This window comes from Paenibacillus sp. FSL E2-0151, from assembly GCF_037993015.1.
Lineage (GTDB): Bacteria > Bacillota > Bacilli > Paenibacillales > Paenibacillaceae > Paenibacillus > Paenibacillus amylolyticus.
Map to the genome: position 1 here is coordinate 302,630 of NZ_CP150308.1, position 16,493 is coordinate 319,122.

Here is a 16,493-nt window from a genome sequence, read left to right on the forward strand (position 1 = left end):
TTATTATTCGGCTATTCAGAAGATAACCAAGGGACATACCTATTTCCCGGTAAGGGGATTACCCACCTGGGTTAAGCGCTATACTTTGTCGGTTTGGTGCTCCAGTGTGGATGGTATGAATGCTACGATATAAGACTTTATTTCAACAGAAGAAGGATGTGTGCCATCGATGACGACCTATTTCAGTGAACCGCAGAGCATGTATTACCGATTTGGAGAAGATCAGGATCAGGTGTTGAAGGTACTGGCCGAGAGGTATATTGGAGCCAATGCGCAGGCTGATTTTGTATATCGGGTATTCCAGAAGTCTGGTATTTTGCAAAATGAAAAAGGGCTTTATGATCTGAATTTAGGTAAACGCTTTCCTGATGCACCTAAAGACCATGTATCCTACGCAGCTGCACTGGTTTGGGGGGACGAGGACCGAAACCTGGATGTACTGGTCCGCTGTTATGGGCCTGTTCGCTTTTATTTCAATGAGCAGATGGTCTATCGCTCTACCGTAATGGATGAGATTAGTCCTGATGCAACGGTGAAGCTCAGCATCGACATCAAGCCTGGTTGGAACACCATTTGGCTGGAAATGAAAAACACGCCTGCCGGCTTCGGTTGCCAGTTCGGATCAGATGAAGGAAAAGTGCGCATTTTGAATGTATATGCTCCATTTCAGGAGAGACAGGGACAAGCCGGATGGGTATTCTCCCAACCGAACCCAGCCACGAGTAAACAACCGGACCTGCTTGGAAAAGAATCAGACTACAGCTTGAACTGGCTGCCTGAGACAGGCTGGTCTGATGAGGATGAGACCAAGCCAGCTCTCGAACGAATATTCGGAAATCTTCCTGGTAAGCATGCTTATGCTTGGACCCATCTGAACAATAACGATTCAACCAGGAATACGGTGCGGTTGTCAGGTCAATCCTCTGGTTCTCTAAGTATATGGATTAGCGGCAAGCCTGTGGTGCAAGTGAAGGAAGCGGGTCCGTTCGAGGTGGATGTACCAGCCTCTTTTGGGCGGAGTAACCTGCTTGTCCGAAGTGAATGCAATGATACGGCGGCGGGACCTTGGCATTTTAATTTGAACGCATCCGTTTCGGGTAAGCCACTTTCACTGGAACTTCCTCAGCGTGTGCACGGTGCTTCCGGAGAGTCTTGGTTATATGTCGGACCTTTTGAGTCGGAGGTTGAACCGGACTTGGCGGATCTGACTCGAACGGACGGAGTGTATCAAACGGGTTTAGAACAGACGTATTGGCGCTTAGATCGACCGGATGCTTGGATCAGACCTTATTATGAGAACGCGATGTTAAGCAACAAATGGACAGTGGGCAGTGTGACCAATTATGGTCGCTGGGATTATCCATTGGGTGTCACTGTATATGGTCTATTACGGACGGGGCGTTATTTGCAAAGACCGGACATTACACGTTATGCGGCTGAGCATGTGCAGGCATGTACCCAGATGTATGAATACTCCTTATGGGATCGGGAGCAGTATGGTTTCCCGGCAGTCAATCAACAATTGGTCATGCTGAAAATGCTGGATAACTGTGGTTCTTTTGGTTCGGCCATGCTAGAAGCGTATTCAGAGTGTCATGAACCAACGTTTCTTCCGATTGCTGAACGGATTGCAGATTTCATGCTTTCCCGCCTGGAACGGCAGGAGGATGGTGCATTTTATCGCACATGTGTAGGGGAGTATGCCGAGAATACCATGTGGGCAGATGACCTCTATATGAGCACGCCGTTTCTCGTTCGTTATGCACGGGTGACAGGCAACTCAGCCGCATTGGATGAAGCCGCCAGACAATTTTCACTGTATCGGAAGTATCTGTTTATGCCTGAGTTCAAGATCATGTCCCATGTGTATGATTTCAAATACGGACAGGCAACGCAGATTCCATGGGGACGGGGAAATGGCTGGACACTGTTTTCCTTGACAGAGGTATTGGAAGCTTTGCCAACAGAGCATCCCGAGCGCCCAGCCTTAATAGATTTCTTCAATGAGCTGTGTGAGGGGTACGCAGCGCTTCAAGGGGAAAGCGGGTTGTGGCATCAGGTGTTGAATGTTCCGCAGACGTATGAAGAAGCCTCCTGCACGGCGATGTTTGCCTATGGTTTTGCGAGAGGTGTACGCTTTGGCTGGTTCAAAGACCCTGAAGTTTACGTCACAGCTGCCGAGCGGGCTTGGAAGGGACTCATCTGCAAAGCCATTGATCGTCAAGGGAATGTGCATGGCGTGTGTAGCGGATCGAGATATGCGTTTACGGCAGAATATTATGATCAGGACTTGCGTACCGTTACCAATGACAATCACGGAATAGGCATTATGATGCTGGCAGGAACTGAAGTGGCAAAAATGAAGAAACATCTGGCTGAACACAGGGTGTCTTCACCTGCGGTCTCACATTCCTGACAGACCAAACCACCGAGGTCTGATTTTCATACTATCGTTCCTTTAAAACAAGTTGTCTTCTGCTCCACGTAATACGGTTGTATATCCGTAATCATATTTGAGACGGGATCATCACCGCCGGGAATATCATTCCTGGTGGTTTTTGATTCCTGTAACTCCTTACTTTTTTGACAGGAAAGCTTACTTTTGTTTATGTCATGTACAGTAATAGACCGATACAATAGGTTTTGTAAGCGATTCCATAAATGCAAGAAGGGGAGGAAATTCATTTATGATGATTACAAAAAAGTGGGTAACCCTGTTCTGTCTGTCCCTGTTATTGTTCGCTACAGCCTGTTCTGGAGGGGCCACCGATACATCTTCTTCTTCTGGGGAAGCAAGTGGAAGTGAAGGAGATTCATCAGGTAAGGTTGAACTGCGCATGACCTGGTGGGGATCACAGACTAGACATGATCTGACGACCAAAGTGATCCAATTGTTTGAAGAGAAACATCCGGGAATCACCATTAAACCTGAATATTCCGGTTGGGATGGTTACTTTGACAAGTTGACTACACAGGTAGCCGGTTCAAATGCACCAGATATCATCCAGATGGATTACGCCTTTTTGACTGACTTTGCCCGGCGTGGTGCCTTGCTTGACCTGACTCCGTTTGCAGAGAGCAAAGAGCTGCGGACAGAGGATCATGATCAGAGCATGATTACAGCCGGTTCGATTGACAATAAATTATATGCAATTACCCTCGGAGTTAACGCACCAGGTGTCATCTATGACGCCACCGTATTTCAGGAATTAGGTATAGAAGAACCACAAGAGAGCTGGACATGGAAGGATTTTGGGGATATTGCAACCAAGATCGCCGCAGCCAAAGGTGAGGGGTTCTACGGATCGGCAGACATTTCCGGTACAACGAACATGTTTGAAGTGTTTATTCGGCAATCCGGGAAAGGATTGTTTGATGGTGGCACAATGACAGCTACCAGCGAGGAGCTTCAACAATGGTTCGATATGTGGAGCGCACTACGCGAGAATGGTGGAGTGACTACAGCGGAGATAACGGCATCCACAACCAATGCGCTGGAGACACGACCGATCTCACTGGGCACAGCCGCCATGGACTTTGCATGGTCCAATCAATTGCTGACATTCCAGCAGGTGAACAAAAACCAGGATCATAAGCTTGGCATACAAGTGCTTCCGCATGGTGTAGGTGAAAAGCAAATCGGTGAATATCTGAAACCAGGCCAGTTCCTCTCCGGTTATGGTAAAACCAAACATCCAAAGGAAGTTGCCATGTTCATTGATTTCATGGTCAATGATCCAGAAGCAACCGCTATTCTTGGTTCTGAACGTGGGGTGCCGGTCAATTCCAGCATTCGTGAACAGATGCAGCCTACGCTGCCGGAAGCGGAGCAAACCATTTTCCAATTTATCGATACTGTATCGAAGAACTCCAGCGAGATTGACCCGCCATACCCGCAAGGATTTGCTGAAGTGGACACAAGTTTCAAGAGCGCAAGCGAGCAGATCGCCTTCGGTCAAGGTAATACCCCAGATGTCATTGCCCAGTTTATTGAAGGAGCCAAGGCTACGCTTGGATCGAGTCAATAATGATTGAAACTGTCTCACACTTCTAATTCTGCGGGGAGGTTGCGAAGATGACGACATCACAGGTCAGTCAAGCCCGAATCGAGCGTGTAACTACCCGGCGGGTCAAACGGAGATATGCGCATAATGGAGCCGCACTTCTGTTTCTCGCCCCATGGCTTGTCGGATTGTTATTCCTTACCCTAGGTCCAATGTTGGTATCGTTATACATCTCGTTCACCGATTACAGTATCCTGGCCGCCCCTTCCTGGGTCGGTCTGGATAACTACACAACGATGTTTACATCGGATAAACTGTTCACTCAGTCGCTCAAAGTCACCTTCACGTATGTCGCTGTATCCGTACCGGTAAAATTGATTTTCGCGTTGCTGGTAGCGATGTTGCTCAACAAAGGGATTCGAGGATTAGGTATTTATCGGACAGTGTATTACATCCCGACATTGCTTGGAGGTAGCGTGGCGATTGCGATGTTGTGGCGTAAAATGCTGGGTGGGGACGGGCTACTCAATAGTGTGCTTGCCATGGTAGGCATTAAAGCGCCCGATTGGGTAGCGAATCCGAAATATGCTCTGTACTCCATCGTGCTGTTATCCGTGTGGCAGTTCGGATCGTCGATGATTATTTTCCTGGCAGGCCTGAAGCAGATTCCACCCGAGTATGATGAAGCCTCAGCGGTAGATGGTGCAGGTCCTCTGCGGAGATTCTTCTATATAACGTTGCCGATTCTGTCACCCGTTATCTTCTTCAATCTTGTCATGCAGCTGATTACATCCTTTCAATCGTTCACGCAGGCTTTTGTTATCAGTAATGGTAGCGGAGGGCCAGTGAACTCAACCTTAATGTACTCTCTGTATCTGTACAAAAAAGGATTTTCATTCTTTCAGATGGGCTATGCTTCTGCGATGGCCTGGGTGCTGGTCATCCTGATTGGCGTATTTACATTGCTCGTATTCCGCAGCAGCAAGCTGTGGGTGCACTATGAGGATGGTGGGAAATCATGATTGGACAACGGAACTCTACAGCATGGGTCGTCAGCAAACATGTGTTGATCTCAGGCATCGCCTTTGTCATGCTCTACCCGATCCTCTGGATGCTGGGCAGCTCATTCAAACCGGGACATATGATCTTTACAGAGACCTGGTTTTGGCCACAGGAATGGAATTGGAAAAATTACATGAATGGCTGGTCGGGAATTCAGGGCAACCCGTTCTCCCGGTTTCTAACTAACTCTGTCGTTCTATCGCTTGGCGCGGTGCTGGGCAATGTGATTTCCTGCTCTATGGCGGCGTATGCCTTCGCCCGACTGAATTTTCGTTTCAAAGCCATTTGCTTTGGCCTGATGCTCATGACGATCATGCTGCCCCATCATGTGACGCTGATCCCGCAGTATATTCTCTTCAACCACCTGGAGTGGGTGAATACGTATCTGCCGCTTGTGGTTCCAAAATGGCTGGCGACAGATGCCTTCTTCATTTTTCTCATGGTACAGTTCTTCCGGGGATTGCCCAAAGAGCTGGATGAGGCGGCCACCATCGATGGATGTGGTCCTGTGAAAATATACACCAAAATCATCATTCCACTGGCTTTCCCAGCATTGGTTACCACGATGATCTTTACGTTCTTATGGACATGGGACGACTTCTTCAGTCAGTTGATCTACCTGAGTGACGTTAGCAAATACACCGTGCCGCTGGGTCTGCGCCTGTTCCTTGATTCCAGTTCTCAATCCGATTGGGGCCCGATGTTTGCCATGTCGGTGTTGTCGCTGGTGCCATGTTTTATCGTATTTATCGTGTGTCAAAAGTACTTCGTGGAAGGAATCGCGACCTCTGGGCTCAAAGGGTAATTCCAAGACGAAACGAGTTGATTTTTCCATGAGGAAAGGAAGATGGTCTTCATTTATTAATCAAAAGCTGCAACAAAGCAAGCTCTCCACGTTGATGGTGACTTGCTTTATTGCGTTTAACCTCCTGCTCGTCTCGGTTGTGGTCTGGCTGGCATATCAGTCTTTCTCAGCAGTCACCTTTGCCGAGATTAGCAAAGCACGCCTGGCTCTTCTGAACGAAAGCACACGTCGGGGATTTGATTTTATCACAGGGGTAACTGGAACCGCTTATGCCTTGGCAAGCAATCGGGAACTGTCCAGTCTGCTCGAAACGGCTGATACGGGCAGGCTTGAACAGATTCACCAGCGGAGAGAGGTCTCTAGAATTCTGGATCATACCATGGTCGTGAGTGAAGGCATCACTTCCATTGAACTGTATACGGATGTCTTTAATGAAGTGACAGTGACTATGGCTGATCGCATATTTCCGGTGGACACCATCGCACACGACTCTTGGTTTGCTACGCTGGAAAAGGCTGATGCGGCTTGGGTTCCGCTGCGTGAGAACGAATCTGGCCAATCCCTGGTCGGATACGCCCAACGGATTTTCGACAGTCGTGGCGGGACGGTTGCCTATGTGCTCATTCGACTGAGTAGAGCCGACATCGTACGCAGGTTTGCTGATGTACCCATGGTGCTTGATGGAAAAGTCCTGTTGGTAGATACGGCTGGTAATGTCGTAATGCAGATGGGGAGAGTTGATCCAACAGGGGAGAATGAACGAGCGGATCGAAGAAATGAAGCGAGTACAGTACAGGAAACGGGGGAAGCTGTAAATTCATCTTCTTCTATTATAGATAGTGCATGGATTCAGGAACATGTCCAGCATGGTGCAGACGGGTACGAAGTAGTTTCCGGCCAACCTGGAGGTGCTCAATTGGTGCTGTACTCCAGGCCAGCCATGCTTCAGTGGCGCCTCGTACAGACTATTCCGGTATATACACTGTTATCTCCTCTCAGACAAGCAGGCTGGCAGGTCCTTGGCATTGCCGTGCTGGGACTATTATGCTCGGCTGTGCTGGCGTACCTGTTTGTAAGGCAGATCATCCGACCTTTGCGACAATTAATCAAGCGAATGAGACAACTGGAGAAAGGGGACTTCGATACCCGGGTCCAACTTTCGTTTACGGAGGAATATGCCCATTTGGCTTATGGCTTTAATCACATGGCTTCGCAACTTACGACGCTGATGGAACAGGTGAAGGATGAGAGCCGGGCCAAGCGTGAAGCCCAGACGGGCTTGCTTGAGGCCCAGATCAAACCCCATTTTTTATACAATACCCTCGACATGATCCACTGGCGCGCACTTGATTATGAAGCCAAGGATATCAGTCGCATGATTGTACAACTCAGTAAGTTATTACGGATCGGACTGAGTGGAGGGAGATTGTTTATACGGGTTCGTGATGAGTTGGAACATGCCCGCTGCTACGTTAACATCCAGTCAGAGCGGCTGCCGTTCTCCATTCAATATCAGGAGCAGATCGATCCGCATATTCGCGGTTGTTACATTCCCAAGATCATTTTGCAGCCCTTCATCGAAAATGCCGTTATGCACGGGCACCCTGAAGAAGGCACACTTCGAATTCAGGTGCATATGCACGAAGAGGTTGGCCCGCATGAGGATATCATCATTCGTATCACGGATAATGGGCGGGGTTTGCCGGAGGGGTGGAAACTCGAAGAGACGTGTGGCATCGGCGTACGGAATGTACATCAGCGCATCCAGCTTTATTGTGGGAAGAGGTATGGTGTTCAACTGAGCGATAGAGAGTCAGGTGGAGTGGAAGTGACCATTACGCTGCCGCGTATTGAGACCGACGAGCAATTAAATCTATGGCTGGACGGTGAAAAATGATGAAGACCATTATGCTTGTTGATGACGATCCTCATATTGTAAAGGCATTAACAGATCATATCGATTGGCCTTCTCTGGGCCTCAGCATTGCAGGCACTGCTTCCAATGGCTTGGATGCGCTGGAGCTGTTTCACCGTATGCATCCAGATGTCGTTATGACTGACGTATATCTACCGGGGATGACCGGGCTTGAGATCACACAGACGTTGCGACGTGATCATCCCCACTTGCCGATCATCATTCTTAGTGGATATGACGAATTCGAGAACGCCCGGGCAGCCATGCGCTGGGGGGTGAATCACTTTTTGCTGAAGCCGGCAGAGGTTGAGGAGATTGAGTCTGTGCTGCGTGAGGTGTTACTGGAACAAGATGTGCGAGAGCGGCATGAGCGACTGGAGCAGACGTACAAGCAGGAGGTCGGACGGGTACTTCCGTATTTGCGCAAACAATTTCTTCACGAACTGCTGACTACGCGATATCGGGCAGACGAGCTTCCCAAAGAACGCATGGACTATATAGGCATTCATATGTCCTCCCAGACACGCGCCATTAGTCTGCAACTGAATCGCCCCGTATTTTTGACACGAATGAAAGAACGGGATTGGCAGCTTCTCCGCTATGGGGCGGCCGATATTATTCAGGAGACGGTGAAGGAGCAAGCGGCGCGCATGAATGGTCAGGTAGAGATTGTTGATTATTCGGATCAGGTATTTGTGTTGCTTCTATTAGGAGATAAAGATCATCTGGAAGAATGCCTGCCATTCGTGGAGAGGATGATCGATCAGATCTTTACGTATCTGAAAATTGAAGTGAGTGCTGGAATCGGAAGATCCAAGAGTCACCCATGTGAGGTGATAGATTCCTATCTCGAGAGCAGGGAAGCGGTGGAAAAAGCAGAGTTTCAAGGTGGAAGTCGTATATACCACTATGAAACATCAAAGGAAACAGAACCAAGTGTGACCGATTATTCATTATTGCTTCGTCAATGGAACGAGGCTTGGGCGGATATTCGACCTGACCTGGCCGAAGAGGTATGGCATCATATTTGCCTTTTGCTGAAAGAGGGGAAATGTGTTGGGATACAGGATGTACAGGTTGTGGCCGTCAGTCTGTTTGACACGTTGATGCATAGCTGGAACCGACTTCACCCTATGTTAACGCCGCCGCTGGCGATGAGTGATTTTCTGCGTGAAATTCAATCGAAATATGCGTTGCATGATTTGGTAAACTGGATGGATCGTATTATCTGCGACTGGCTGGAACAGATACGTAAGGAGATGGGCGAGAAGAAAAGCAATAAACTTATCGAGCAGGTGAAAAAGTATGTAGAGCTTCATTACGCCGAAGAGATTAGTTTTGAAGCGATCGCCAAGGGGCTGTTTGTACATCCGAAGTATCTGAGTCAACTGTTCAAAAGGGTGACCGGTGAGAATTTCGTGAGTTATTTGAACGGGTACCGGATTCAGAGGGCGTTGGAACTGTTGCAGTCGGGACATTACATGGTATATGAGGTGAGCGAGATGACGGGGTTCCGTAATGCGACGTATTTTAGCCAGGTGTTCAAAATGCTTACGGGCAAGAGTCCGTCTGAGGTGGGGTAGAGCGATACAGGTATAGTAATTAAATAAAGTGGAAGAGGAGGTATGGTTCTTATGATGATCGATCAGCAGGAATATTACATTAAAGGCTTATCTTACTCCATTAGATCGGCAGAGGAAAAGGATGCTGAGGCCTTGTCTTCACTACGTGTACAAATCGATGGGGAAACCGAGAACATGGATCGTGAAGAGGGCGAGGCGTATATCGACGCAGCCGGGTTTAGGCGGATCATCCATTTGGACACTGAGAAGTCACGGAATCTGTTCCTTGTTGCTGTAGTAGCGGGTGAGATTGTGGGATACTCCCGATGTGAAGGTACAGAGCTGAAGCGCTTTTGCCATAAAGTTGAGTTCGGCGTGTGTGTAGCCAGAGAGTTCTGGGGGCATGGGATTGGCAAGAACTTGTTAGAGAAGTCGATAGAATGGGCAGACCAGACTGGTGTAGAGAAGATGACGTTGAACGTGCTGGCATCCAATGAAAAGGCAATCGAGTTATACCAAAAGAGTGGCTTCGAGATCGAAGGTATTTTGAAAAAGGATCGTAGACATGCGGATGGACAGTATTACGACACGATAGTGATGGGCAGGTTCAGAGACTTATAATGGTATAAAAAGTGAAAAGCAGTAATGATGTTGAATGGGTCTATTCACAACCTATATTGAGATAGATTAGACCGGTGAGTGTATATAGGATATAGTAAGGGGATATTGCCATTGGAAAAAGAGATTATGAAGAGATTGAATCAAATATATAATAAGTTTTCAGATGGGATATTTTACAAGTAGTAATTGTGTTGTGTATATGATATATTCTATTTCCGGCCAAAAAAACACGAGAAACAAAGTGTCGCAGGCAAAACAAATAAGCTTCGAAAGAAACTTAAAAAAAGAGCTTGCTAAGTTGGTTCGGAAGTGTTATGATATAAAAGTTGCTGAGGAGAACAACGCTCGGTAACGGAAACGAGTTTGATCTTTGAAAACTGAACAACGAGTGAGTAAACATTCTGCTTGCAGAATGAACGCGAAAGTTTGAGACAAGCCTTGGCTTGAATCGGCTGGAGCACAAATGAGATTTTTAATCTCGTCAGATTCAAAATGAGCTTATCGCTCTTTTCAATACTTTATTGGAGAGTTTGATCCTGGCTCAGGACGAACGCTGGCGGCATGCCTAATACATGCAAGTCGAGCGGACTTGAAGAGAAGCTTGCTTCTCTGATAGTTAGCGGCGGACGGGTGAGTAACACGTAGGCAACCTGCCCTCAAGTTTGGGACAACTACCGGAAACGGTAGCTAATACCGAATAATTGTTTTCTTCGCCTGAAGGAAACTGGAAAGACGGAGCAATCTGTCACTTGGGGATGGGCCTGCGGCGCATTAGCTAGTTGGTGAGGTAACGGCTCACCAAGGCGACGATGCGTAGCCGACCTGAGAGGGTGATCGGCCACACTGGGACTGAGACACGGCCCAGACTCCTACGGGAGGCAGCAGTAGGGAATCTTCCGCAATGGGCGAAAGCCTGACGGAGCAATGCCGCGTGAGTGATGAAGGTTTTCGGATCGTAAAGCTCTGTTGCCAGGGAAGAACGCTTGGGAGAGTAACTGCTCTCAAGGTGACGGTACCTGAGAAGAAAGCCCCGGCTAACTACGTGCCAGCAGCCGCGGTAATACGTAGGGGGCAAGCGTTGTCCGGAATTATTGGGCGTAAAGCGCGCGCAGGCGGTCATTTAAGTCTGGTGTTTAATCCCGGGGCTCAACCCCGGATCGCACTGGAAACTGGGTGACTTGAGTGCAGAAGAGGAGAGTGGAATTCCACGTGTAGCGGTGAAATGCGTAGATATGTGGAGGAACACCAGTGGCGAAGGCGACTCTCTGGGCTGTAACTGACGCTGAGGCGCGAAAGCGTGGGGAGCAAACAGGATTAGATACCCTGGTAGTCCACGCCGTAAACGATGAGTGCTAGGTGTTAGGGGTTTCGATACCCTTGGTGCCGAAGTTAACACATTAAGCACTCCGCCTGGGGAGTACGGTCGCAAGACTGAAACTCAAAGGAATTGACGGGGACCCGCACAAGCAGTGGAGTATGTGGTTTAATTCGAAGCAACGCGAAGAACCTTACCAGGTCTTGACATCCCTCTGATCGATGCAGAGATGTATCTTTCCTTCGGGACAGAGGAGACAGGTGGTGCATGGTTGTCGTCAGCTCGTGTCGTGAGATGTTGGGTTAAGTCCCGCAACGAGCGCAACCCTTATATTTAGTTGCCAGCACTTCGGGTGGGCACTCTAGATAGACTGCCGGTGACAAACCGGAGGAAGGTGGGGATGACGTCAAATCATCATGCCCCTTATGACCTGGGCTACACACGTACTACAATGGCCGGTACAACGGGCTGCGAAATCGCGAGATGGAGCCAATCCCAACAAAGCCGGTCTCAGTTCGGATTGCAGGCTGCAACTCGCCTGCATGAAGTCGGAATTGCTAGTAATCGCGGATCAGCATGCCGCGGTGAATACGTTCCCGGGTCTTGTACACACCGCCCGTCACACCACGAGAGTTTATAACACCCGAAGTCGGTGGGGTAACCGCAAGGAGCCAGCCGCCGAAGGTGGGATAGATGATTGGGGTGAAGTCGTAACAAGGTAGCCGTATCGGAAGGTGCGGCTGGATCACCTCCTTTCTATGGAGAATCGTTTCCTGCAACGGAAACATTCAAATATGCAGCTTAGCTGCAAAACACTCACTCGTTGTTCGGTTTTGAGAGCTCAAACTCTCAAACAGCTTGCTTTTGCATGGAGCTTGTTCTTTGAAAACTAGATATCGAAACGAAACAAACGCGAATTAGAACATTCCTTTAAGCTGATCTTGTGTAAACAAGTGAAGTGTTTTTATAAGGTAGATTGCACGTACGATGGTATCGAATGGGAGCGACTTTTGGCTTTGCGCAAGCAAAACAAGGGAAGCGAGCAGTCGAAACCGGAGCACGAGGTTAAGCTACTAAGAGCACACGGAGGATGCCTAGGCGCTAGGAGCCGATGAAGGACGTGGCGAACAACGAAACTGCCTCGGGGAGCTGTAAGCAAGCTTTGATCCGGGGGTGTCCGAATGGGGAAACCCAGCTGGGGTAATTTCCAGTTACTCATAACTGAATACATAGGTTATGTAGAGGCATACCAGGGGAACTGAAACATCTAAGTACCCTGAGGAAGAGAAAACAATAGTGATTCCGTCAGTAGCGGCGAGCGAACGCGGAGAAGCCCAAACCAAAGAGCTTGCTCTTTGGGGTTGTGGGACGTCTCACATGGAGTTACAAAGGAACCGGTTAAGCGAAGAGGTCTGGAAAGGCCCGCCAAAGAAGGTAAAAGCCCTGTAGTTGAAAGTTGGTTCCCTCCGAGACGGATCCCGAGTAGTGCGGGGCACGTGAAACCCCGTATGAATCCGGCAGGACCATCTGCCAAGGCTAAATACTTCCTAGCGACCGATAGTGAAGCAGTACCGTGAGGGAAAGGTGAAAAGCACCCCGGAAGGGGAGTGAAATAGAACCTGAAACCGTGTGCTTACAAAAAGTCAGAGCCCGTTTTAGGGGTGATGGCGTGCCTTTTGTAGAATGAACCGGCGAGTTACGTTCCCGTGCAAGGTTAAGGTGAAGAGCCGGAGCCGCAGCGAAAGCGAGTCTGAATAGGGCGACTGAGTACGTGGACGTAGACCCGAAACCGGGTGATCTACCCCTGTCCAGGGTGAAGGTGCGGTAACACGCACTGGAGGCCCGAACCCACGCATGTTGAAAAATGCGGGGATGAGGTGGGGGTAGCGGAGAAATTCCAATCGAACTCGGAGATAGCTGGTTCTCCCCGAAATAGCTTTAGGGCTAGCCTCGGAAAACAGAGTCGTGGAGGTAGAGCACTGATTGGGTGCGGGGCCCGCAAGGGTTACCAAGCTCAGTCAAACTCCGAATGCCATAGACTTACTTCCGGGAGTCAGACAGTGAGTGCTAAGATCCATTGTCAAAAGGGAAACAGCCCAGACCATCAGCTAAGGTCCCCAAGTGTGTGTTAAGTGGGAAAGGATGTGGAGTTGCACAGACAACCAGGATGTTGGCTTAGAAGCAGCCATCATTGAAAGAGTGCGTAATAGCTCACTGGTCGAGTGACTCTGCGCCGAAAATGTAACGGGGCTAAACACACCACCGAAGCTATGGCTTGATGCTTTGCATCAGGGGTAGGGGAGCGTTGTATAAGGGTTGAAGGTGTACCGTAAGGAGCGCTGGACATTATACAAGTGAGAATGCCGGTATGAGTAACGAAAAGATCAGTGAGAATCTGATCCGCCGAAAGCCTAAGGGTTCCTGAGGAAGGCTCGTCCGCTCAGGGTAAGTCGGGACCTAAGGCGAGGCCGAAAGGCGTAGTCGAAGGACAACAGGTCGAAATTCCTGTACCACCGTAAGCCGTTATGAGCAATGGGGGGACGCAGTAGGGTAGTGACGCGGACTGATGGATGTCCGTCTAAGCAGTGAGGCTGATGTGTAGGCAAATCCGCACATTGTAAGGCTAAGCTGTGATGGGGAGCGAAAATTATAGTAGCGAAGGTCATGATCTCACACTGCCAAGAAAAGCCTCTAGCCAGGTGATGGTGCCCGTACCGCAAACCGACACAGGTAGGCGAGAAGAGTATTCTAAGGCGCGCGGAAGAACTCTCGTTAAGGAACTCGGCAAAATGACCCCGTAACTTCGGGAGAAGGGGTGCCCCGGTAGTGTGAATAGCACGAGGGGGCCGCAGTGAAAAGGCCCAAGCGACTGTTTAGCAAAAACACAGGTCTGTGCGAAGCCGTAAGGCGAAGTATACGGGCTGACGCCTGCCCGGTGCTGGAAGGTTAAGGGGAGTGGTTAGGAGCAATCCGAAGCTGTGAACCGAAGCCCCAGTAAACGGCGGCCGTAACTATAACGGTCCTAAGGTAGCGAAATTCCTTGTCAGGTAAATTCTGACCCGCACGAATGGCGTAACGACTTGGGCGCTGTCTCAACGAGAGATCCGGTGAAATTTTAATACCTGTGAAGATGCAGGTTACCCGCGACAAGACGGAAAGACCCCATGGAGCTTTACTGCAGCTTGATATTGAATTTGGGTACGATCTGTACAGGATAGGTGGGAGCCTTTGAAACGTGAGCGCCAGCTTGCGTGGAGGCAACGTTGGGATACCACCCTGATCGTATCTAGGTTCTAACCTGGTACCGTAATCCGGTGCGGGGACAGTGTCAGGTGGGCAGTTTGACTGGGGCGGTCGCCTCCTAAAGAGTAACGGAGGCGCCCAAAGGTTCCCTCAGAATGGTTGGAAATCATTCGAAGAGTGCAAAGGCATAAGGGAGCTTGACTGCGAGACCTACAAGTCGAGCAGGGACGAAAGTCGGGCTTAGTGATCCGGTGGTACCGCATGGAAGGGCCATCGCTCAACGGATAAAAGCTACCCTGGGGATAACAGGCTTATCTCCCCCAAGAGTCCACATCGACGGGGAGGTTTGGCACCTCGATGTCGGCTCATCGCATCCTGGGGCTGAAGTAGGTCCCAAGGGTTGGGCTGTTCGCCCATTAAAGCGGTACGCGAGCTGGGTTCAGAACGTCGTGAGACAGTTCGGTCCCTATCTGTCGTGGGCGTAGGAAATTTGAGAGGAGCTGTCCTTAGTACGAGAGGACCGGGATGGACGTACCGCTGGTGTACCAGTTGTTCCGCCAGGAGCACCGCTGGGTAGCTATGTACGGACGGGATAAACGCTGAAAGCATCTAAGCGTGAAGCCCCCCTCAAGATGAGATTTCCCAGTATGTAAGACCCCTTGAAGACGACGAGGTAGATAGGCTGGGGGTGGAAGTGCAGCAATGCATGGAGCTGACCAGTACTAATCGGTCGAGGGCTTATCCAATAGCAAGTGATAATTCGCGTGTTTCGTTTCGAATCTAGTTTTCAGAGAACGATCTCTGAATGTAAGCTAAGCTATGCGTTTGGTGGCGATGGCGGAGGGGTTCCACACGTACCCATCCCGAACACGACCGTTAAGCCCTCTAGCGCCGATGGTACTTGGACCGCAGGGTCCTGGGAGAGTAGGACGCCGCCAAGCGAAACCCCATTGGGGTATTTTTTTTCGAAAATTGATAAGGGCCCTTAGCTCAGTTGGTTAGAGCGCACCTCTGATAAGGGTGAGGCCGGTGGTTCGAGTCCACCAGGGCCCATAGCAAGACCACAACAATGAAATACACCAGAGTATGGGGCCATAGCTCAGCTGGGAGAGCGCCTGCCTTGCAAGCAGGAGGTCAGCGGTTCGATCCCGCTTGGCTCCACCATTCCCTGATAGCTCAGTTGGTAGAGCACTCGACTGTTAATCGAGTTGTCACAGGTTCGAGCCCTGTTCGGGGAGCCAGTAAGGCCCGTTGGTCAAGGGGTTAAGACACCTCCCTTTCACGGAGGTAACAGGGGTTCGAATCCCCTACGGGTCATAATATGGAGGCTTAGCTCAGCTGGGAGAGCATCTGCCTTACAAGCAGAGGGTCGGGGGTTCGATCCCCTCAGCCTCCACCATATAAACTTTATAACGACGCGGGGTGGAGCAGCCCGGTAGCTCGTCGGGCTCATAACCCGAAGGCCGCAGGTTCAAATCCTGCCCCCGCAATTATACTTTCCTTTGAGAAAGTGATCTGGAACCGTGGTGTAGTTGGCCTAACATGCCTGCCTGTCACGCAGGAGATCGCGGGTTCGAATCCCGTCGGTTCCGCCATTTTTTTTTAATGTAGTAAGGCTCGGTAGCTCAGTCGGTAGAGCAGAGGACTGAAAATCCTCGTGTCGGCGGTTCGATTCCGTCCCGAGCCACCATTTATAACACCATGTAATACGCCGGTGTAGCTCAACTGGTAGAGCAACTGACTTGTAATCAGTAGGTTGGGGGTTCAAGTCCTCTCGCCGGCACCATGTAATCCTGGAGGATTAGCGAAGCGGCCAAACGCATCAGACTGTAAATCTGCTCCCGTACGGGTTCGGTGGTTCGAATCCATCATCCTCCACCAGTTTTCTATGAGTCATTAGCTCAGTTGGTAGAGCACCTGACTTTTAATCAGGGTGTCGAAGGTTCGAGCCCTTCATGACTCACCA

General features: G+C 49.7%; 7 protein-coding genes, 11 tRNA genes and 3 rRNA genes. All 21 read left to right on the top strand.

From position 1 onward, the window contains the following. The first annotated feature begins 169 nt into the window (after positions 1-169). Positions 170-2,416, top strand: coding sequence for a glycoside hydrolase family 88 protein (locus MHI55_RS01360; RefSeq protein ID WP_340388405.1), 2,247 nt, complete (start codon positions 170-172; stop codon positions 2,414-2,416). Between the two features lie 271 nt (positions 2,417-2,687). Next, positions 2,688-4,028: an ABC transporter substrate-binding protein gene (locus tag MHI55_RS01365; RefSeq protein ID WP_340388407.1), complete on the top strand. Its 1,341-nt coding sequence runs from the start codon at positions 2,688-2,690 to the stop codon at positions 4,026-4,028. Between the two features lie 47 nt (positions 4,029-4,075). Further along, complete coding sequence (locus tag MHI55_RS01370) at positions 4,076-5,026, top strand: sugar ABC transporter permease (protein WP_036616398.1); 951 nt, start codon at positions 4,076-4,078, stop codon at positions 5,024-5,026. Beyond that, positions 5,023-5,871: a carbohydrate ABC transporter permease gene (locus MHI55_RS01375; RefSeq protein WP_340388409.1), complete on the top strand. Its 849-nt coding sequence runs from the start codon at positions 5,023-5,025 to the stop codon at positions 5,869-5,871. Before MHI55_RS01370 ends, MHI55_RS01375 begins: the two co-directional genes overlap by 4 nt. Before the next feature lie 28 nt (positions 5,872-5,899). Beyond that, entirely contained in the window at positions 5,900-7,768 is a 1,869-nt protein-coding gene (locus MHI55_RS01380; protein ID WP_340388411.1) for a histidine kinase, read from the top strand. Continuing rightward, positions 7,765-9,369, top strand: a complete 1,605-nt coding sequence (locus tag MHI55_RS01385; protein ID WP_340388413.1) for a response regulator — start codon at positions 7,765-7,767, stop codon at positions 9,367-9,369. Before MHI55_RS01380 ends, MHI55_RS01385 begins: the two co-directional genes overlap by 4 nt. Positions 9,370-9,420: 51 nt before the next feature. Further along, on the top strand, positions 9,421-9,969 hold the full coding sequence (locus MHI55_RS01390) for a GNAT family N-acetyltransferase (protein ID WP_340388415.1): 549 nt from the start codon (positions 9,421-9,423) through the stop codon (positions 9,967-9,969). A 518-nt stretch (positions 9,970-10,487) separates the two neighbouring features. After that, positions 10,488-12,040 (top strand): 16S ribosomal RNA (locus MHI55_RS01395). A 307-nt stretch (positions 12,041-12,347) separates the two neighbouring features. After that, positions 12,348-15,273: ribosomal RNA gene (locus MHI55_RS01400) — 23S ribosomal RNA — on the top strand. A 78-nt stretch (positions 15,274-15,351) separates the two neighbouring features. Then, a 5S ribosomal RNA gene (rrf, locus tag MHI55_RS01405) occupies positions 15,352-15,468 on the top strand. Together the 16S, 23S and 5S rRNA genes with 11 tRNA genes alongside form the textbook arrangement of a ribosomal RNA operon. A gap of 38 nt (positions 15,469-15,506) precedes the next feature. Continuing rightward, positions 15,507-15,580 (top strand) — tRNA-Ile (locus tag MHI55_RS01410). Between the two features lie 35 nt (positions 15,581-15,615). Beyond that, positions 15,616-15,691 (top strand) — tRNA-Ala (locus tag MHI55_RS01415). Position 15,692: 1 nt separating this feature from the next. Next, a tRNA-Asn gene (locus tag MHI55_RS01420) sits at positions 15,693-15,768 on the top strand. 4 nt (positions 15,769-15,772) lie between these two features. Then, positions 15,773-15,844: transfer RNA gene (locus tag MHI55_RS01425), tRNA-Glu, on the top strand. 6 nt (positions 15,845-15,850) lie between these two features. Next, positions 15,851-15,926 (top strand) — tRNA-Val (locus tag MHI55_RS01430). 17 nt (positions 15,927-15,943) lie between these two features. Then, positions 15,944-16,017: transfer RNA gene (locus MHI55_RS01435), tRNA-Met, on the top strand. Positions 16,018-16,044: 27 nt separating this feature from the next. Next, a tRNA-Asp gene (locus MHI55_RS01440) sits at positions 16,045-16,122 on the top strand. 19 nt (positions 16,123-16,141) lie between these two features. Then, a tRNA-Phe gene (locus tag MHI55_RS01445) sits at positions 16,142-16,217 on the top strand. A 20-nt stretch (positions 16,218-16,237) separates the two neighbouring features. Next, positions 16,238-16,313: transfer RNA gene (locus MHI55_RS01450), tRNA-Thr, on the top strand. A 9-nt stretch (positions 16,314-16,322) separates the two neighbouring features. After that, a tRNA-Tyr gene (locus MHI55_RS01455) sits at positions 16,323-16,408 on the top strand. Positions 16,409-16,417: 9 nt separating this feature from the next. Next, positions 16,418-16,493: transfer RNA gene (locus MHI55_RS01460), tRNA-Lys, on the top strand.